Source organism: Pseudomonas sp. BN515 (assembly GCF_029873155.1).
Lineage (GTDB): Bacteria > Pseudomonadota > Gammaproteobacteria > Pseudomonadales > Pseudomonadaceae > Metapseudomonas.
This window is the reverse complement of record NZ_SSOH01000068.1, coordinates 24,168-39,545: the sequence shown is the minus strand read 5'-3', so window position 1 is coordinate 39,545 and position 15,378 is coordinate 24,168. Positions and strand designations below refer to the sequence as shown.

Below are 15,378 nucleotides of genomic sequence, written 5' to 3'. Positions count from 1 at the left end.
AGCCCAAGCAGTCGAATCGTCACAGGCAGAGCCGATGACTCATGACCACGTCCTCAGGACGTGGTTTCCCAAGTTCAAATGAATTCGCCCCTACAGGAAACGCGGAGCCTTGGCCCTCCGCTTTTGTGGGGGCGATTTCAATCGCTAAGCAGGCCGAAGGGCTGCCCCTGCTTGGCCCTAGGTGAATGAATTCGCCCCTACAGCGTCACTCCTCCAGCTTCAACAGCGGCTGGCTCTTGTTCACCGTGTAGGTCGCCAGTTCGGAAGCGGTGACGCTGCCGATGTTCTTCGCCACGTGGGGCGTGCCTGCGGGGATGAACAGCGAATCGCCCGCCTTGAGCACGATCGGCGCGCGGCCTTCCAGCTGGTATTCGAAGGTGCCGGACAGCACATGGGCGACTTCCGCGCCTGGATGGGAGTGCCTGGGGGACGCCACACCCGGATCAATATCCACGCGCGCCTGGATGGCTTCGTAACCGGGCACTTCCAGGTCGTGGCGCGCCAGGTCGGTGCGGTGGATTCCGTTCTGCCAGCTCGCCTTGCCGGCCCCGGATTGCGGCTGGGTCTCCCCGGCCTGGACGAGACCCGCGAAAGCAAGCAGGGCAGCGGCGGTGGTGATGAAAACTGAATGCGACATGGACGGGGCCTCTCGTTAGAGCAGTGATGGAGGCTTCACCCTATCCACGGCATCTGCCGGCGTTGTGTCGGAATCCGTGGGTTTTGCAAGCTCGCATGTCAGGGCGCGAGACCGACACACGAACTTACAAGGAAGGCCCGCTGGAGGACTCCAGAGGGCGCGATGCACCCGGTTCAGCGAGACAGAGGATTGGCGCCCTTGCGCTGCTGCTTCACCTTGTACATTTCGTGGTCCGCCAGCTTGATGGCTTCTTCCGCGTCCACGGTTCCCGGCAGCACCGCCACCACGCCGACACTGGCGCCACGGTAGTGGATGCTCCCGCTTCCCTCACCCAGGTCGTACTGCCCTTCCGTGGCCTTCGTCAGCCGTGCCTGCAACAGGTCGACGGCATTGCGCATGTCAGCCGAAGGGTCCAGCTGCCCGACGGCCGAGCCAAGCGCGACCACGATGAACTCATCCCCACCGGAACGCCCGAGCACGTCGCTGGTCCGCAGGTTGTCCTTCAACTGAGCGGAAACACCCTTCAGGAACTCGTCGCCAGCCTGATGGCCGTAGGTGTCGTTGATGAGCTTGAAGCCATCCAGGTCGATCACGCCGACCAGGACGTACTTCTGCTCGCGCTTGGCCAGTGCGAGCAGGCGCGGCAGTTCGCTCAGGATGGCGCGTCGGTTGGACAGCCCGGTCAGGGCATCGGTCAGTGCCAGCTTGGCCAATTCAGTGTTCGCTTCCTGCAAGCGATCCACCAGCATCTCCCGTTCGAGCAGATAGCCCACCAGTCCGGAAAGCAGCCGCATGATGGGCTCGACCTCCGGGGAGCGGGCGACCTGGGCGGAGCTTGCGGCACAGACGGTGCCCAGCACCCGGCCATCGTGGGCTTTGATCGGGGCACTCACATAGGTCTTGATGCCGAGCGCCCTGGCGGCGTCCGAGTCGCCCCAGCATTCGGCAACGTCGTCCGAGTACAGGCGGTTCTCGTCGAGCGCACGCTTGCACAGCGTATCGGCCCAGGGCACCACCAGCCCCTCGGGAATTTCCATCTCACCGACGTTGCGCGCGTACTCGACGCGCTGTACGCCTTGCTCGGTGTCGATGGTGGTCAGGTAGGTCGACTCCATGCCGGTCACCCTGCCAAGCAGCGTCAGCAGCGGCCGCGTGAGCTGCTCTACGGTCTGGGCCTTGGGAACGGTCTCGGAAAGGAAGGAAAGTATCTGATCCATGCAGAGGCTTCGGTAACCGGTTGATAAGCGTTGGATTGTTATCCGAACACTGACCCTCTGAACAGCGACCAGGTTCAGGAAAACGATTCAGGTTCGCCCCGATTCAGCCACTCCCTGGGGCTCGCGCCCACCTTGCGGCGGAAGGCCCGCGCCAGGGCCGACGGGCTCTCGTAGCCCACCTCGTCTGCGATCAGGGCAATGGGGCGCCCCTCGCGCAGACGTTTCTGCGCAAGGCTCACGCGCCAGCTCACCAGGTAGTCCGCCGGAGTGATGCCCACTACCTCGCGGAACTGCGCAGCGAAGCTGGCACGTGACATGTTCGCTACCTCGGCCAGCTCGGCCACTGACCAGGGTTTGGCCGGGCTGTCGTGCATCTGGGTGATCGCCCGCGCCAGGCGCGGATTCGCCAGCCCCGCCAGCATGCCGCTGGAAATGCCACCGGTATCCATCAGGTGCCGCAGCAACTGGATGACCATCAGTTCGAACAGCCGGTTGAGGATGGCTTCCTTGCCGCAGTCGTCGCCGAACGCCTCACTGAACAGCCAATCGACGATGCCACCCACGCTGGGCACGGCGCCGAGGGGCAACAGCAAGTGCGCCGGCAGCGCACGCGACAGCGGGTTGTCGATTCCGCCGTCGAAGTCCAGGGTGGCACACACCAGATCGGCACGATCATCTTCGGTGGCAGTCAGTCGGTGGGCATAGGGCCCGCCGATCAGCACCAGGCTCGGCACTTCGATGCCAATGCTGCCACCCTCTTCCGAATCCAGGGTCGCGCGCCCGGAACGCAGCAGATGCACATAGCCACGAGGTTCGTCTGCCCCGTACGAGGCGACGCCGCAGAACCTGCCGCTTTGGAACGTGGAGGCGTGCAGGCTGAAATACCCCAGCAACGCTGACAGTCGGTCCATGGGCCACCCCTCACACAGTTAGACGATCTGTTGCATAAATTGGACGATTTGAATCCAAAGCACCAGCTCATCTCCGTAGCATTCCCTCCAGGCCTTAACGGCAGACCCAGCCCGCTACCTGATGGAGAATCCCCATGAGCACCGTCACGATGTACACCACCAGCCACTGCCCTTACTGCCGGAACGCCAAGGCCCTGCTGGCACGCAAGGGGGCGGCCGCCACCGAGATCGATATCGAGTCCGACCCGCGTCTGCTGTTGGAGATGATGGAAAGGACCGGGCGCCGCACAGTGCCACAGATATTCATTGGCGATCGCCACGTCGGCGGTTTCGACGACCTGGCGGCCCTGGAGCGCCAGGGTGAACTGACAGCGCTGCTGGCCCATTGAAACGACGCGGCGGAGGTGAACTGATTCATCTCCGCCGTGTTTTCGCCCCGTGCAGGACGGGCTGATACCGCCTAGCCCAACTGATCGATCATCACCGAGTTGGTGTACACCAGGCTGCCGTCACTCTCCCGATGCCCCACCAGGTGGAAGTGACCGCGTTCATCACCCTTGCTGAGGTAGACGCGGAACTGCAGGTCCGAAAGCGTGCCGCACTCTGACGGCGTGATCAGCTCCATGTGTTCCATGTCGGCGTCGAACATCATGTCCGGCTCATGGGTCTTTTGCAGTCGCTCTTCCGCCTCTTCGAGCCGCAGGTGGTCGGCGTCGTTGACATGGAAGTGCAGCTCCCCCATCGGAATGGACTTTTCCGCACCCTGGGGTTTGCACCAGCTTTTAATGGTCAAGGTATTCATCTGACAACCTCCTGACATGGGGCGTTGCCGCACCAGATGTTCAATCAGCAGTTTAGACAAAGCCCACCGGGAGAATGCGTCAGTGATCGACCAAAGCCGCGTACCGCAAGGGCTTCAGGCATTCACAAAAGTTTCAGATGCTATAATTTTCCAGTGAAAGAACCATGAATTTTCACCCATGGTTCCAACATAACCAGCAGGCATAAACCCAGCTGTTACGGGAGACGGCATACCACTTCGAACAAGAATCCGGAGGTGTGTCATGAATCGGCATTACTACATCAGCAACAACCTCGATGACCTGGAAACCCTCGAGACCGAACTCGAGGCCAACGGCATCAATACCGAGCAGATCCATGTGCTGAGCGACAAGGATGCCGATGTGGAACAGCACCATCTCCACGATGTGAATTCCTTCATGAAACAGGACGTCGTCCACTCCGGTGAAGTCGGCGCGGTGATCGGCGTGCCGCTTGCCGCCTTGATTCTCCTCGGAGCCTGGCTGGCAGGCTGGACCGAGACGCCGGCAGGCTGGGTGCCGTTCGTGTTCCTGGCCATCGTCGTGCTGGGGTTCTGCATCTGGGAAGGCGGGTTCTTCGGCATCCAGGTGCCCAATGCCCACTTCCGCAACCTGAAGGAAAAGATGAAAGAAGGTGAACACATCTTCTTCGTGGATGTGGACCCGGACCAGGAATCCATCCTCGACCGCGTCATCACCCACCACCCGCAACTGCAACTGGCCGGAACCGGCTCGGCCTCACCGCAATGGATAGTCGCCTGGCTGCATCGCTGGCACCAGTTCAAGCGCACCATCTAAACGCCCTCCCCATCCCCTCTCCCTCAAGGGAGAGGGGTGATCCACGCGCACGTCCCGCCGTAGGTTGGTCCGAGGAACGAGGCCCAACACCGCAGTGCTGACCAATCACGAGTAAACATCCACGTTCGTAGAACGTGGACTTGCGGCAGCCGCTTGGAAAGGGGCGAGTCCGTCCCTTGCAAAAAATTGATCTCAAGCTCGGTCTGGACCGTAGGGTGCGCTGTGCGCACCGATTCCAGGATCCGTCTCGGCGCCAGATCAAACCGCCGGTGCACACGGCGCGCCCTACCTGATCGGCCTCATTCTGGTAGCCCGAGCATTCGAATCGTCACAGGCAGAACCGGTAACTCATGACCACGCCCCCAGGACGTGGTTTCCCAAGTTCAAATGAACTCTCTCCCACGATGGATCGAGGCCCTACTGCCCCAGGAACAATCCCCGGCTGAAGAACACGTAGTCCGCCTCGGCGACCATCAGCCCCACCAGCACCAGCAGGCACAAGGGCGGCACCAGGATGGCGTAGACCAGGGCCAGGCGCTCCCAGGCCATGTGCATGAAGATCGAGACGATCAGCCCTGCCTTCAGCAGCATCAGGATGACGATCATCGACCAGCGGAAGTACCCGGTGAAGTGGAAGTAGTCCACCAGGTACGACAGGGTGCTGAGGACGAACAGCAGCCCCCAAATCTTGAGGTACAGGCTGATCGGGTGTTGTTGACCTTCCGCGTGCGCCATCTCATCTCTCCCCTGCTCTACCACAGGTAGAAGAACGCGAAGATGAATACCCAGACCAGGTCCACGAAGTGCCAGTAGAGCCCTGCGATTTCGACGATCTGGTAGTTCCCGCGCTTCTCGTAGTCCCCCCGCAGCACCTTGAACGCCACGATGCTGAGATAGATCACCCCAATCGACACGTGCAGCCCGTGGAAGCCGGTGATCATGAAGAAACAGGCGCCGAACTGCGCCGCGCCCATGGGGTTGCCCCAGGGCCGCACACCTTCGGCGATCAGCTTGCTCCACTCGAAGGCCTGCATGCTGACGAAGGTGGCGCCGAAGGCTGCAGTGGCCAGCATCAACGCCGCGCAACGCACGCGGTCGCGGCGATAGGCGAAGTTCACCGCCATGGCCATGGTGCCGCTGCTGCTGATGAGCACGAAGGTCATGATGGCGATGAGGATCAACGGGATGCTCGCGCCACCGATGGTCAGCGCGAAGACCTCACTGGGGTTCGGCCAGGTGGCGGTGGTGCTGATACGGACCGACATATAGCCGGTGAGGAAGCAGGAGAAGATGAAGGTGTCGCTGAGCAGGAAGATCCACATCATCGCCTTGCCCCAGGGCACCTGCTTGAAGGCGTCGCGATCCGAGGACCAGTCCTGCGCTATGGCGCGCCAGGGCGATGGATTGGCTGATGTATTTGCCGCCGGAGTCTCCCGTGTCGTGATGGCCATGGCATCACCTCAGCCCGCAGAAGGCCGCGATGGCCTGGTAGGTTTCCGGCGTGCTGGTGAGCACCGCGAAGAGCACCAGCCACAGCCCCAGCAGGTAGTGCCAGTAGAAGGCACAGAGCGCCATGCCGGTCTGCAGCTTTTCACCCGCCCCGAAGCGCAGCATGCGCCGCGCCACCAGCGCCCAGGCCACCAGGCCGCCGGCCAGGTGCAGGCCATGCAGGCCGGTGAGCAGGTAGAAGAAACTGTTGGCCGGGTTGCCCGACACCTTGAAGCCCCAGGCGGCGAACTGCTGCCAGACCCATAGCTGGCCACCGAGGAAGGCCAGGGCGAACACACCACCGAGCAGAAATGCCAGCGTGGCGTCGCCCGTGCGCTCGCGGGCCATGGCCACCTTGGCCCATTGCAGGCAGGCGCTGCCGATGCCTAGCAAGGCGGTATTCACCCAGAGCATCCAGGGATGGGCCAGCGGTGCCAACGGATCGGTCAGCGGGCGCCAGTCCGACACCTGGGATCGGGCGATGAAGGCCAGCAGGAATAACAGGAACAGCGACGTCACCACGCCAAGGAAGACGCCCAGGCCGATTCTGGCGGTGCGGTCACGATCCTGAATGGGCGCTTCCGGCTGCTGGGCCTCGCCCGGGTTCCAGCCCCCCGTCCCGCCGCCGTCGGCATGCTTCCAGAGTTGCGTGCTCATGGCCGTTTCTCCGCAGTCGTCGCCTTGCCGTTGGCTTCGCGCAGGCTCTGCAGTTCCTCTTCCGAAACCGTCTGCGGCACGAAGTCCTGCTCCACGCCAGGCACGCTGTAGTCATAGGCCCAGCGGTGCACCACCGGCAGTTTCTCGCCCCAGTTGCCGTGCACCGGCGGCGTGTTCGGGGTCTGCCATTCGAGGCTGGTGGCCTTCCACGGGTTACCCCCGGAGGGACGTCCCTTGAACAGGCTCCAGGCCAGGTTGAAGAGGAACAGCAGCTGCGCCGCACCGACGATCAGCGCCGCCACCGTGATGAAGGCATTCAGGTCCTGGGCCGATTGCGGGATGAACTGATAGTCCGGGTAGGCGTAGTAACGTCGCGGCATGCCGAGGAACCCCAGGTAGTGCATGGGGAAGTAGATGGCGTAGGTGCCGAGGAAGGTGATCCAGAAGTGCAGCTTGCCGATGCGGTCGTCGAGCATCCGCCCAGTGATCTTCGGGTACCAGTGGTAGATGGAGCCGAATACCACCAGGATCGGCGCCACGCCCATCACCATGTGGAAGTGCGCCACCACGAAGTAGGTGTCCGAGAGCGGGATGTCGACGATCACGTTGCCGAGGAACAGTCCGGTCAGGCCTCCCACCAGGAAGGTGACGATGAAGGCCAGGGCGAAGAGCATCGGCACCGTCAGATGGATGTCGCCATGCCAGAGGGTCAGGGTCCAGTTGTAGACCTTGAGGGCGGTGGGCACGGCGATCACCAGGGTGGTGATGGCGAAGAAGAAGCCGAAGTACGGGTTCATGCCGCTGACGTACATGTGATGCGCCCAGACCACGAAGCTGAGCACACCGATGGCGATGATCGCCCAGACCATCATGCGGTAGCCGAAGATGTTCTTGCGGGCGTGGGTGCTGATCAGGTCCGACACCAGCCCGAACGCCGGCAAGGCGACGATGTACACCTCCGGGTGGCCGAAGAACCAGAACAGGTGCTGGAACAGGATCGGGCTGCCGCCCTGGTGGTTCATCGGCTGGCCCATGGAGATCAGCGCCGGCATGAAGAAGCTGGTCCCCAGCAGCCGGTCGAAGAGCATCATCACCGCGCTGACGAACAAGGCCGGGAAGGCCAGCAGCGCGAGGATGGTCGCCATGAAGATGCCCCACACCGAAAGCGGCATGCGGAACAGCGTCATGCCATGGGTGCGCGCCTGCAGCACGGTGGTCACGTAGTTCAGGCCGCCCATGGTGGCGGCGACGATGAACACCGCCAGGGACACCAGCATCAGCACGATGCCCCACTCTGTGCCCGGCGTGCCCTGGGTGATGGACTGGGGTGGATAGAGGGTCCAGCCCGCGCCGGTGGGCCCGCCCGGTACGAAGAAGCTGGCCAGCAGGATCAGCACCGAAACCAGGTAGAACCAGTAGCTGAGCATGTTGACGTAGGGGAAGACCATGTCCCGCGCGCCCACCATCAGCGGGATCAGGTAATTGCCGAAGCCGCCGAGGAACAGCGCCGTGAGCAGGTAGATCACCATGATCATCCCGTGCATGGTCATCGCCTGGTAGTAGGTGCTGGGGTCCATGAACTCCAGGCTGCCGGGGAAGCCGATCTGCATGCGCATCAGGCCGGACAGCACCAGGGCGATCAGGCCGACGAAGATCGCGGTCAGCGAGTACTGGATGGCGATGACCTTGTGATCCTGGCTCCAGATGTAGCGGGTCAGGAAACTCTTGGGCTCGTGCAGGACATCGGCTTCGGCGTGCTCGACATGGGCCATCGGACTACCTCCGTAAATTCGGAGTCCCTCTGGGTTTACGGCGCCTGTTCCTGGTTCTTGGCGTCGGGATTCGCCCTGGACTTGATGAAGGCGATCAGTGCGGCCAGTTCCTGGTCGCTGGGGGTGAAGGCCGGCATCACCGGCGCGAACCCCTGGACGAGCTTGGCGGCGGGAGCCCGTACGGACTCCTGGAGGTAGGCGTCGTCCGCCTCGACCTGGCTGCCATCGGCCAGGGTCACGCGGTGTCCATACAGGCCTTGCCAGCTGGGGCCCACGCCCTTGCTGCCGTCGAGGCTGTGGCAAGCCAGGCAACCGAGGGACTGGGCAAGTTGCTGACCCTGCCCCACGGCATCGCCACCCGCCCCGGAAGCGCCCTGCGCGGACTGCCCGGCTGCGCTCAGCGACTGGATGAAGGCCACCAGGGCGGCCAGTTCATCCTGGGTGAAAGTATAGGGCACCATCACCGGCGGAAAGCCCTGCACAAGCCGGGCGCGGGGGTCGAGGATGGACTCCTTCAGGTAGGCCTCATCCACCTTCACGCTGCTGCCGTCCGCCATCTTTTCCTCGCGGCCGTAGAGGTCTTTCCAGCCCGGCCCGAGACTCTCGCTCCCGTCCTGGCTGTGACAGGCACGGCAGCCGTGGGTTTCCGCCAGTTGTCGGCCCTTCTCGGCCAGGCCGCCCTGGTCGGATTTACTGGCGCTGGCCAGGGTCTGGGCGAAGGTGGGCTGCGCGGCGAGCCACTGATCGAAGGCCTGCACCGGCTCGACCCGCATCATCCCGCGCATGTTGAAGTGTCCGACTCCGCAGAACTCGGCGCAGAGAATCTCGTACTGGCCGACCACCGTAGGGGTGAACCAGAAGTGCGAAACCATTCCGGGGACCATGTCCATCTTTCCGCGTATCTGCGGGATGTAGAAGTTGTGCAGCACATCCTTCGAGCGCAGCAGCACCTTCACCGGACGGTCCAGGGGCAGGCGCACCTCGTTGCTGCGAATCAGCACATCGTCCTGGCCGAGTGGGTCGTCAGGGTCCAGCCCAAGGGGGTTGCCGGCGTCGACCCACTTCACGTCGGCACGGCCGAGCTGGCCGTCCTGGCCGGGAAAACGGAAGGCCCACTGCCATTGCTGGGCGACCACTTCCAGGGGGTAGGCATCCTTGGGGACGTGGACGAAATCGCTGTAGACCACCAGCCCTGGCGCCAGCATGCCGATGATGCCGATCGAGGTGGCGACGATCAGCCACAACTCCAGCTTGCGGCTCTCCGGTTCGTACCGCGCACGCCGGCCTTCGCGGTGACGGAAGCGGATGATCGCCACCACCATGAAGCCGACGATGGCGATGAAGAACACGCCGCAGATGACCAGGGTGATGAACAGCGTGGTGTCGATGGAGCCCCAATTGGACGCCGCCGGGGTCAGGTGCCAGGGCGCCAGGAGATGAAAGAGGATGGAAACGACAACGATGAGGCCCAAGATGATTGCAATCGCCATGTTCCCGTCGCCTCGTTCCTGATGCTCGTGCGCGGGTGGTGCGTGCGACGGTCATCGGCAGTGCATGTGCTTCACGTTCCGGCCTCCGGTCGTGCCGGAAGTTCGGTGCCTGTCCCCCAAATGGCAAAGTTGGTGGCAAGTATAGTCGCTGGCGCAGACCTGCCTGCCCTTCCAAACCTATTTCTGGTCGAGCACTGGGTTACACTCCGGCGCTGATAGATGAACGCAATAAGCTCATTTCCTTCATCTATCAAAAGACCGTTCATACCTTTTTCAGAAAAGAGGCTTGCTCGTGGAGAACGATCGTTCTACCATCTCTCACATGGACAGCAAATCAACTTCCGATGTCAGAGAAAGACTTCTCGAAACCACCGAAGACCTGATCTACAGGAATGGTATCCACGCCACTGGCATGGATCTCCTGGTCAAGACTTCAGGTGTTTCGAGGAAGAGTATCTATAAATACTTCGGAACCAAGGACGAACTGGTAGCAGAGGTATTGAGAAAGCGCGACGAGCGCTGGATGGACTGGTTCAGGACCGAAGTCGAAAGGGCCGAAACGCCCGAGGCACGACTGCTGGAGATATTCAGCGTGCTCAAGGGCTGGTTCGAGTCGAGCGGCTTCCGGGGCTGCGCCTTCATCAATACCGCAGGTGAGACGGGTGATCCGCAGGACCCTGTCCGCCTGGTTGCCAAAGAGCACAAAGAGAAGTTGCTCGGATTCGTACAGGAGATTTGCCAGCAATATGGCGCCGCCGATCCGGATGCCCTGGCCAGGCAGTTACTGGTCCTGATCGACGGAGCCATTACCGTTGCCCATGTGCTCGGTGATAACGACTCAGCAGATACTGCGCGGCAAGTTGCGCAAACTTTGCTGAGTAAATAGGAAGTTATCGAGCGGGCAACTTCAAACTTTGAACCTTCTATTTGTATTGGAGACTATCCATGTCCTCTAACGCTGAAGTTCGTCCGCCGCTTCCCCCTTTCACCCGTGATTCGGCCATCCTGAAAGTGCGCCTGGCCGAGGATGGCTGGAACAGCCGCGATCCGGAGAAGGTCTCCCTCGCCTACACCCTGGATACCAAGTGGCGTAACCGCGCGGAGTTCGCCTTCAACCGCGCCGAAGCCAAGGCCTTCCTCACCCGCAAATGGGCCAAGGAACACGAGTATCGCCTGATCAAGGAACTCTGGGCTCACTCCGACACCCGCATCGCCGTGCGCTACGCCTACGAATGGCATGACGACTCGGGCAACTGGTTCCGCTCCTACGGCAACGAGAACTGGGAGTTCGACGAGAACGGGTTGATGTTCAACCGCTATGCCTGCATCAACGACCTGCCCATCAAGGAGTCCGAGCGCAAGTTCCGTTGGCCTCTGGGCCGTCGCCCTGACGACCATCCGGGCCTGTCCGAACTCGGTCTCTGATCTCACCACTACCGACGCGGCGCCCCTCCGGTGCCGCGTCTCATCATCGATGCCATCTATGCGTGGCATGAAGGACTCAGCGTTTTCTCGTACGCCTCATAAATGGCGTCGATGGCCCGGTCATCAATAGCGATTGGACGTAACGCCCGCCGCGGCCTTAGCTTTCGCTTCACGAACTGCCTGGCGCCCACATCCGATGATCGTCCGTCCCAAGCCCAACCTGCTGATTATCCTCACCGCACTGAAGGGTTCCATCGCGCGGCACATCGCCCTGCGTACGCTCCTGATCACCCTGCTCGCCTGCCTCATCGTGGTCGTCGAGCGCCTGCATCCGGGTTGGTTCACCAGGATCAACGCCATGCCCTTCACCCTGCTCGGGCTGTCGTTGTCGATCTTCCTCAGCTTTCGCAACAACGCGTGCTACGACCGCTGGTGGGAGGGCCGCAAGGCCTGGGGACAGATCATCATCGAAATCCGTTCCTTCATCCGCCAGAGCGTGGCCATTGAAGATGCGCCCACGCGCGAAGCACTGTTGCGCGAACTGTGTGGATTCGCCCACGCGCTCAATGCCCGACTTCGCGGCGAAGACGAACTGGCTGCCGCGCGCCCATGGCTGAGCGACGCGCCTGACACCTATGGGATCAACACCAGTGACGGCCTGTTGCGGCGAATCGGCGGCCAATGCGCTCAGTTGGCGAGCCAGGGACAGATCAACGAGTGGCGCTACACCTTGCTCGAAACGCGCCTGTCCGGCCTAAGCTGCGCCCAGGCCACCTGCGAGCGGATCAAGAACACGCCGCTCCCCTTCCCCTATACGCTGCTGCTCCACCGCACCAGCTACATCTTCTGCCTGCTGCTGCCCTTTGCCATGGCCGGCACCCTGGGCTGGCTGACGCCGATCATCACCATCATCGTCGCCTACACCTTCTTCGGCCTGGATGCCATCGGCGACCAGCTTGAAGACCCGTTCGGACGCGATGAGAACGACCTGGCCACCGACTCGATGGTGCGCACCCTGGAGCGGGAAATCCTCGATGCGCTCGGTCAGCGTGACCTGCCGCCGCCGCTGGAACCGGTGGACCATGTCCTCACCTGATGCTGCTCAGGGCGCCACGTAGGGCTCGATGAACCAGCAGCCCAGCAGTTCATCCAGGCGCTTGCCGTCGCTCAGGCGGCGAAACAGTCCAGGCGTCATCCAGGGTGCATGTCCATCCACGTTGGGCGCCCCGCGTCCGTCCTTGAGGTCCTGGATCAACAGCGTGCGGGTCTCGAATGAGATCCGCGTGAGTCCGCTGCTGTTGCCCACGCCTGCGTGAGCATGGGCACCGGAGAACGCGATCAGCTCACCAGGCTCGATCAACACCGGCACGCCCTGCTCTTCCGGTTCCGCCAGCAGATGGGGAATGGCCTCATCGGCATCGACCGAGTTGCGCCCGTCGCGATGGGAGCGCTGCAGGATCGCCTGCATGTCGAAACCCGCGCTGGTATTCGGCAACGGTTTGCGCCACAGGCCGGGATAGATCGCGAAGGTGCGTTCCTCTGTGATCGGGTAAATGGGCGCCCACCAGTTGGTCTGACTGTAGAGATTGGAACCCCAGGTGTCCCGGTGGAAGGCAATGGTGGCGGTGGTCCGCGCTCGGGGCACCGGCTGACCGGGTTCCTGGTGAGGCTGGAAGCGCAGATGCAACCGATCGCAGGCCAATCGATCCGGGTCGAAGCCCATGCCGGCCAGTAACTCACACCACAACCGACGCACCTCGGGCGACATCGCGAACTCCCGCTGGCATCGTTCGAACCAACGCGCCTGCTCGGCGTGTGACAAGTGCAGATGAATCTCCTCCGGACGGAAAGGCTGCAACCGGGCCTCCAGCAGCTCCTGGCTGAAAGCCACCAGCGCTGCCATGGCCGGCAAGCGTTCGAAGCGCAGGATCTCCCCGGCGTAGATGCGTGACTGAAAAACGTTAGGTTCTAACGGCGTGGCGAGTGTGCTGTACATGGGACTCCATCCTGGGTCGGCGGAGTCTCGACTCTAGAAGCAGGGCGCGGACGAAAACAGCGGCAGAGTCGGGTGCGAAATGCGGATCAGAACGACACCCCTGAAGGCTGATGGCCCGCAAGCCGGCCTGGTGCGGCAAGCCCAGTTGGTATCAGGTGTATATGGGCGACCACATGATCCCGCCTGCTACCCAGGCCAGGATTGCCGAACGCATCAAGGCCAGGAAAACCGTCACCCTGGATGCCAGTCACGCATCGCTGGCATCGCGGCCCAGGGAGATATTCGCGTTGATTGAGGAAGCGGCGAAATTGCTTTAGCCGCGCTTCACCCATTCATCGGCGCATCGGGATTGTTGATCGCATAGAGGTAACAGTCCGCCATGCTGTGGTCGCCCGCGAAGCTGGAGTAGCTGGCTGTGAAGGTCACGGCCAGGCCCAGGTGCTGGTAGACCCAGGAATCGGTCACGCCCGGCGGGACTTCGGGTACCAGGTCGCTGTCGTTGACCACCCGGTAGGTGGGGATGTTCAGGCCGTTGTAGTAGGCGGCGAAACTGGGGTCGACCACTCGTGGGCTGGCGAAGTTGTAGTGCTGCAGCGGCTGGTCCGGCCACTGGGTGTGCAAATCGAGCACCGCCAGGCTGGACAGCGCGCTACCCAGGCTGTGGCCGCAGACCCAGAGATTGCCGCCGGGCTGAAGGCCATCCAGCGCTTGCAGGGCCTGATCGCGCAGGGAGGTGTAGAGCTTCAGGAAGCCCGCGTGCACCTGGCCGACACCCGACTGCCACGGATAGGCAGCCTGCTTGGCGTCCAGGTCATCCACCCAATCCTGGGCCGATTCGGTGCCACGAAATACCAGGTAGACCGCTCCCGTGGGATCGCTGGCAGCAAAGCCGAAAGGCTCGGACTCGTTGATGTATTTCAGCTCGCTGAGAATGCTCCAGACCGGCGCGGAGAAACTCCACCCGCTCATGCTCGGCGCCTGCCAGTTGAAGTCCGAAGGTTTGCGCGGTTTGTCCTGTTGCAGCCATTGCTCGTACTGGTCGTAGGCCGCCTCCACCAGGTCGGCGCATTGCAGGGCCTGGGACAGGGAAAACGCAGAGGGGAAGTACATCGGAAGACTGGGCATCATGGCCTCCTTGCCTGTGGGAATGGCTACCCACTCTAGTCGATGCCAAGCCGACGTAAAGCCACGCCTTTACTCCTGTGCAGCCGTCACTAGAATCGCCTGAATCCTAGAGCAGGATTCAGCAATGAAGCCCGTATCCGCCGCCGACCTGAACGTCTTCCTCAGCATCGCCGCCCACCTCAGCTTCAGCCGCGCGGCTGTCGAGCTCGGGCTCTCTCCGTCTGCCCTGAGCCATGCCCTGCGCGCCCTGGAAGAGCGCCTGGGTGTGCGCCTGTTCAACCGCACCACCCGCAGCGTGGCCCTCACCGAAGCCGGCGAGCGCCTCTACTCGCGGATCAAGCCGGCGTTCCGCGACATCGACGACGCCCTTGAAGACCTCAACCAGTTCCGCGATACGCCGTCCGGCACCCTGCGCATCAATGCCGGCCGCGCCGCCGCACAACTGGTGCTGCTGCCATTGGCCAGCCGCTTCCTCGAGGCCTACCCGGACGTGACCCTGGAAATCTCCGCCGACGACGCGCTGGTGGACGTGGTGTCGTCCGGCTACGACGCCGGCGTGCGTTTCGGCGAACGGCTGGAGGCCGACATGGTGTCTCTGCCCATCGGCCCCTACCTGCGTTCGGTGGTGGTAGCCGCGCCAGGCTTCTTCGAACGCCACGCCGTTCCGCAGAAACCCGAGGACCTGCACGGCCTGCCGTGCATCCGTCACCGCTTCCCCAGCGGCAACTTCTATCGCTGGGAATTCGAGCGTGGCGGCATGCAGCTGGAGATCGAAGTGGACGGCCCGCTGACTCTGGGCGACGTGGGCCTGATGGTGGGCCCGGCATTGCAGGGCGTGGGGCTGGCTTACGTATTCGAGGACATGGTTGCCGAACACATTGCCGACGGCCGCCTCGTGCAAGTGCTGAGTGACTGGTGCCCCTACTACCCCGGCCTGCACCTCTATTACCCCAGCCGGCGCCAGGTGCCGGCGGTGCTCAAGGCCTTCATCGAGTTCGCGCGGGCGGCGCGACTGCAGCAATGACGGCCATGGGCGGTGCG

18 protein-coding genes are annotated in these 15,378 nt (G+C 62.6%); 7 read left to right on the top strand and 11 right to left on the bottom strand.

Features of this window, described 5'->3' with window-relative positions:
* Positions 1-205: 205 nt before the first annotated feature.
* From E8E91_RS16515 to E8E91_RS16505, 3 genes are all read right to left on the bottom strand, one after another.
* Positions 206-637 carry a cupin domain-containing protein gene (locus tag E8E91_RS16515; protein WP_280376990.1) on the bottom strand — a complete coding sequence of 144 codons (432 nt, stop codon included), beginning with the start codon at positions 635-637 and terminating at the stop codon, positions 206-208.
* 173 nt (positions 638-810) lie between these two features.
* Positions 811-1,854, bottom strand: a complete 1,044-nt coding sequence (locus tag E8E91_RS16510) for a sensor domain-containing diguanylate cyclase (protein ID WP_280376987.1) — start codon at positions 1,852-1,854, stop codon at positions 811-813.
* A 74-nt stretch (positions 1,855-1,928) separates the two neighbouring features.
* Positions 1,929-2,765 (bottom strand): AraC family transcriptional regulator, encoded by an 837-nt coding sequence (locus E8E91_RS16505; RefSeq protein ID WP_280376983.1) that lies wholly within the window; start codon positions 2,763-2,765, stop codon positions 1,929-1,931.
* 134 nt (positions 2,766-2,899) lie between these two features.
* Between E8E91_RS16505 and grxC the strand changes: the two genes are divergently transcribed.
* Complete coding sequence (gene grxC, locus E8E91_RS16500; RefSeq protein ID WP_280376980.1) at positions 2,900-3,154, top strand: glutaredoxin 3; 255 nt, start codon at positions 2,900-2,902, stop codon at positions 3,152-3,154.
* Positions 3,155-3,225: 71 nt separating this feature from the next.
* Here the strand turns inward: grxC and E8E91_RS16495 are convergent, their stop codons facing one another.
* Positions 3,226-3,567, bottom strand: coding sequence for a hypothetical protein (locus E8E91_RS16495; protein ID WP_280376977.1), 342 nt, complete (start codon positions 3,565-3,567; stop codon positions 3,226-3,228).
* A 262-nt stretch (positions 3,568-3,829) separates the two neighbouring features.
* Here E8E91_RS16495 and E8E91_RS16490 point away from each other — a divergent pair, with 262 nt between their 5' ends.
* A complete protein-coding gene (locus E8E91_RS16490; protein ID WP_280376975.1) occupies positions 3,830-4,384 on the top strand; it encodes a magnesium transporter in 555 nt (184 codons plus the stop codon).
* 417 nt (positions 4,385-4,801) lie between these two features.
* Here the strand turns inward: E8E91_RS16490 and E8E91_RS16485 are convergent, their stop codons facing one another.
* The 5 genes from E8E91_RS16485 to E8E91_RS16465 are packed head-to-tail and all read right to left on the bottom strand — an operon-like array spanning position 4,802 to position 9,791.
* Positions 4,802-5,119 carry a cytochrome C oxidase subunit IV family protein gene (locus E8E91_RS16485; RefSeq protein ID WP_280376972.1) on the bottom strand — a complete coding sequence of 106 codons (318 nt, stop codon included), beginning with the start codon at positions 5,117-5,119 and terminating at the stop codon, positions 4,802-4,804.
* Between the two features lie 17 nt (positions 5,120-5,136).
* Positions 5,137-5,835: a heme-copper oxidase subunit III family protein gene (locus E8E91_RS16480; protein ID WP_280376970.1), complete on the bottom strand. Its 699-nt coding sequence runs from the start codon at positions 5,833-5,835 to the stop codon at positions 5,137-5,139.
* A 4-nt stretch (positions 5,836-5,839) separates the two neighbouring features.
* The gene (locus E8E91_RS16475; RefSeq protein ID WP_280376967.1) at positions 5,840-6,529 is read right to left on the bottom strand and encodes a cytochrome c oxidase subunit 3; all 690 of its coding nucleotides are present in this window, start codon (positions 6,527-6,529) and stop codon (positions 5,840-5,842) included.
* Positions 6,526-8,301: a cytochrome c oxidase subunit I gene (ctaD, locus tag E8E91_RS16470; RefSeq protein ID WP_280376964.1), complete on the bottom strand. Its 1,776-nt coding sequence runs from the start codon at positions 8,299-8,301 to the stop codon at positions 6,526-6,528. Before ctaD ends, E8E91_RS16475 begins: the two co-directional genes overlap by 4 nt.
* Positions 8,302-8,336: 35 nt before the next feature.
* Complete coding sequence (locus E8E91_RS16465; RefSeq protein ID WP_280376962.1) at positions 8,337-9,791, bottom strand: c-type cytochrome; 1,455 nt, start codon at positions 9,789-9,791, stop codon at positions 8,337-8,339.
* Between the two features lie 322 nt (positions 9,792-10,113).
* Here E8E91_RS16465 and E8E91_RS16460 point away from each other — a divergent pair, with 322 nt between their 5' ends.
* The 3 genes from E8E91_RS16460 to E8E91_RS16450 all read left to right on the top strand — a co-directional run bounded on the left by E8E91_RS16460 (position 10,114) and on the right by E8E91_RS16450 (position 12,312).
* Positions 10,114-10,677 (top strand): TetR/AcrR family transcriptional regulator, encoded by a 564-nt coding sequence (locus E8E91_RS16460; RefSeq protein ID WP_280376994.1) that lies wholly within the window; start codon positions 10,114-10,116, stop codon positions 10,675-10,677.
* Positions 10,678-10,736: 59 nt separating this feature from the next.
* A complete protein-coding gene (locus E8E91_RS16455) occupies positions 10,737-11,216 on the top strand; it encodes a nuclear transport factor 2 family protein (protein ID WP_190833631.1) in 480 nt (159 codons plus the stop codon).
* A 196-nt stretch (positions 11,217-11,412) separates the two neighbouring features.
* Positions 11,413-12,312 carry a bestrophin family protein gene (locus E8E91_RS16450; RefSeq protein ID WP_280376959.1) on the top strand — a complete coding sequence of 300 codons (900 nt, stop codon included), beginning with the start codon at positions 11,413-11,415 and terminating at the stop codon, positions 12,310-12,312.
* Between the two features lie 6 nt (positions 12,313-12,318).
* Here E8E91_RS16450 and E8E91_RS16445 read toward each other — a convergent pair whose 3' ends face one another.
* Complete coding sequence (locus E8E91_RS16445) at positions 12,319-13,212, bottom strand: hypothetical protein (RefSeq protein WP_280376957.1); 894 nt, start codon at positions 13,210-13,212, stop codon at positions 12,319-12,321.
* Between the two features lie 110 nt (positions 13,213-13,322).
* On the opposite strand from E8E91_RS16445, the gene E8E91_RS16440 reads away from it, so the two are divergent.
* Positions 13,323-13,529 (top strand): hypothetical protein, encoded by a 207-nt coding sequence (locus tag E8E91_RS16440; protein WP_280376955.1) that lies wholly within the window; start codon positions 13,323-13,325, stop codon positions 13,527-13,529.
* A gap of 7 nt (positions 13,530-13,536) precedes the next feature.
* On the opposite strand, the gene E8E91_RS16435 is transcribed toward E8E91_RS16440, so the two are convergent.
* Entirely contained in the window at positions 13,537-14,337 is an 801-nt protein-coding gene (locus E8E91_RS16435; protein WP_280376953.1) for a lipase family protein, read from the bottom strand.
* Between the two features lie 124 nt (positions 14,338-14,461).
* On the opposite strand from E8E91_RS16435, the gene E8E91_RS16430 reads away from it, so the two are divergent.
* A complete protein-coding gene (locus E8E91_RS16430) occupies positions 14,462-15,361 on the top strand; it encodes a LysR family transcriptional regulator (RefSeq protein WP_280376949.1) in 900 nt (299 codons plus the stop codon).
* Positions 15,362-15,378: the final 17 nt, after the last annotated feature.

Bases quoted from the DNA above. Each gene is read 5' to 3' on its own strand.
- E8E91_RS16515 (WP_280376990.1), bottom strand. From the start codon at position 637: ATGTCGCATTCAGTTTTCATCACCACCGCCGCTGCCCTGCTTGCTTTC.
- E8E91_RS16510 (WP_280376987.1), bottom strand. From the start codon at position 1,854: ATGGATCAGATACTTTCCTTCCTTTCCGAGACCGTTCCCAAGGCCCAG.
- E8E91_RS16505 (WP_280376983.1), bottom strand. From the start codon at position 2,765: ATGGACCGACTGTCAGCGTTGCTGGGGTATTTCAGCCTGCACGCCTCC.
- grxC (WP_280376980.1), top strand. From the start codon at position 2,900: ATGAGCACCGTCACGATGTACACCACCAGCCACTGCCCTTACTGCCGG.
- E8E91_RS16495 (WP_280376977.1), bottom strand. From the start codon at position 3,567: ATGAATACCTTGACCATTAAAAGCTGGTGCAAACCCCAGGGTGCGGAA.
- E8E91_RS16490 (WP_280376975.1), top strand. From the start codon at position 3,830: ATGAATCGGCATTACTACATCAGCAACAACCTCGATGACCTGGAAACC.
- E8E91_RS16485 (WP_280376972.1), bottom strand. From the start codon at position 5,119: ATGGCGCACGCGGAAGGTCAACAACACCCGATCAGCCTGTACCTCAAG.
- E8E91_RS16480 (WP_280376970.1), bottom strand. From the start codon at position 5,835: ATGGCCATCACGACACGGGAGACTCCGGCGGCAAATACATCAGCCAAT.
- E8E91_RS16475 (WP_280376967.1), bottom strand. From the start codon at position 6,529: ATGAGCACGCAACTCTGGAAGCATGCCGACGGCGGCGGGACGGGGGGC.
- ctaD (WP_280376964.1), bottom strand. From the start codon at position 8,301: ATGGCCCATGTCGAGCACGCCGAAGCCGATGTCCTGCACGAGCCCAAG.
- E8E91_RS16465 (WP_280376962.1), bottom strand. From the start codon at position 9,791: ATGGCGATTGCAATCATCTTGGGCCTCATCGTTGTCGTTTCCATCCTC.
- E8E91_RS16460 (WP_280376994.1), top strand. From the start codon at position 10,114: ATGGACAGCAAATCAACTTCCGATGTCAGAGAAAGACTTCTCGAAACC.
- E8E91_RS16455 (WP_190833631.1), top strand. From the start codon at position 10,737: ATGTCCTCTAACGCTGAAGTTCGTCCGCCGCTTCCCCCTTTCACCCGT.
- E8E91_RS16450 (WP_280376959.1), top strand. From the start codon at position 11,413: ATGATCGTCCGTCCCAAGCCCAACCTGCTGATTATCCTCACCGCACTG.
- E8E91_RS16445 (WP_280376957.1), bottom strand. From the start codon at position 13,212: ATGTACAGCACACTCGCCACGCCGTTAGAACCTAACGTTTTTCAGTCA.
- E8E91_RS16440 (WP_280376955.1), top strand. From the start codon at position 13,323: ATGGCCCGCAAGCCGGCCTGGTGCGGCAAGCCCAGTTGGTATCAGGTG.
- E8E91_RS16435 (WP_280376953.1), bottom strand. From the start codon at position 14,337: ATGCCCAGTCTTCCGATGTACTTCCCCTCTGCGTTTTCCCTGTCCCAG.
- E8E91_RS16430 (WP_280376949.1), top strand. From the start codon at position 14,462: ATGAAGCCCGTATCCGCCGCCGACCTGAACGTCTTCCTCAGCATCGCC.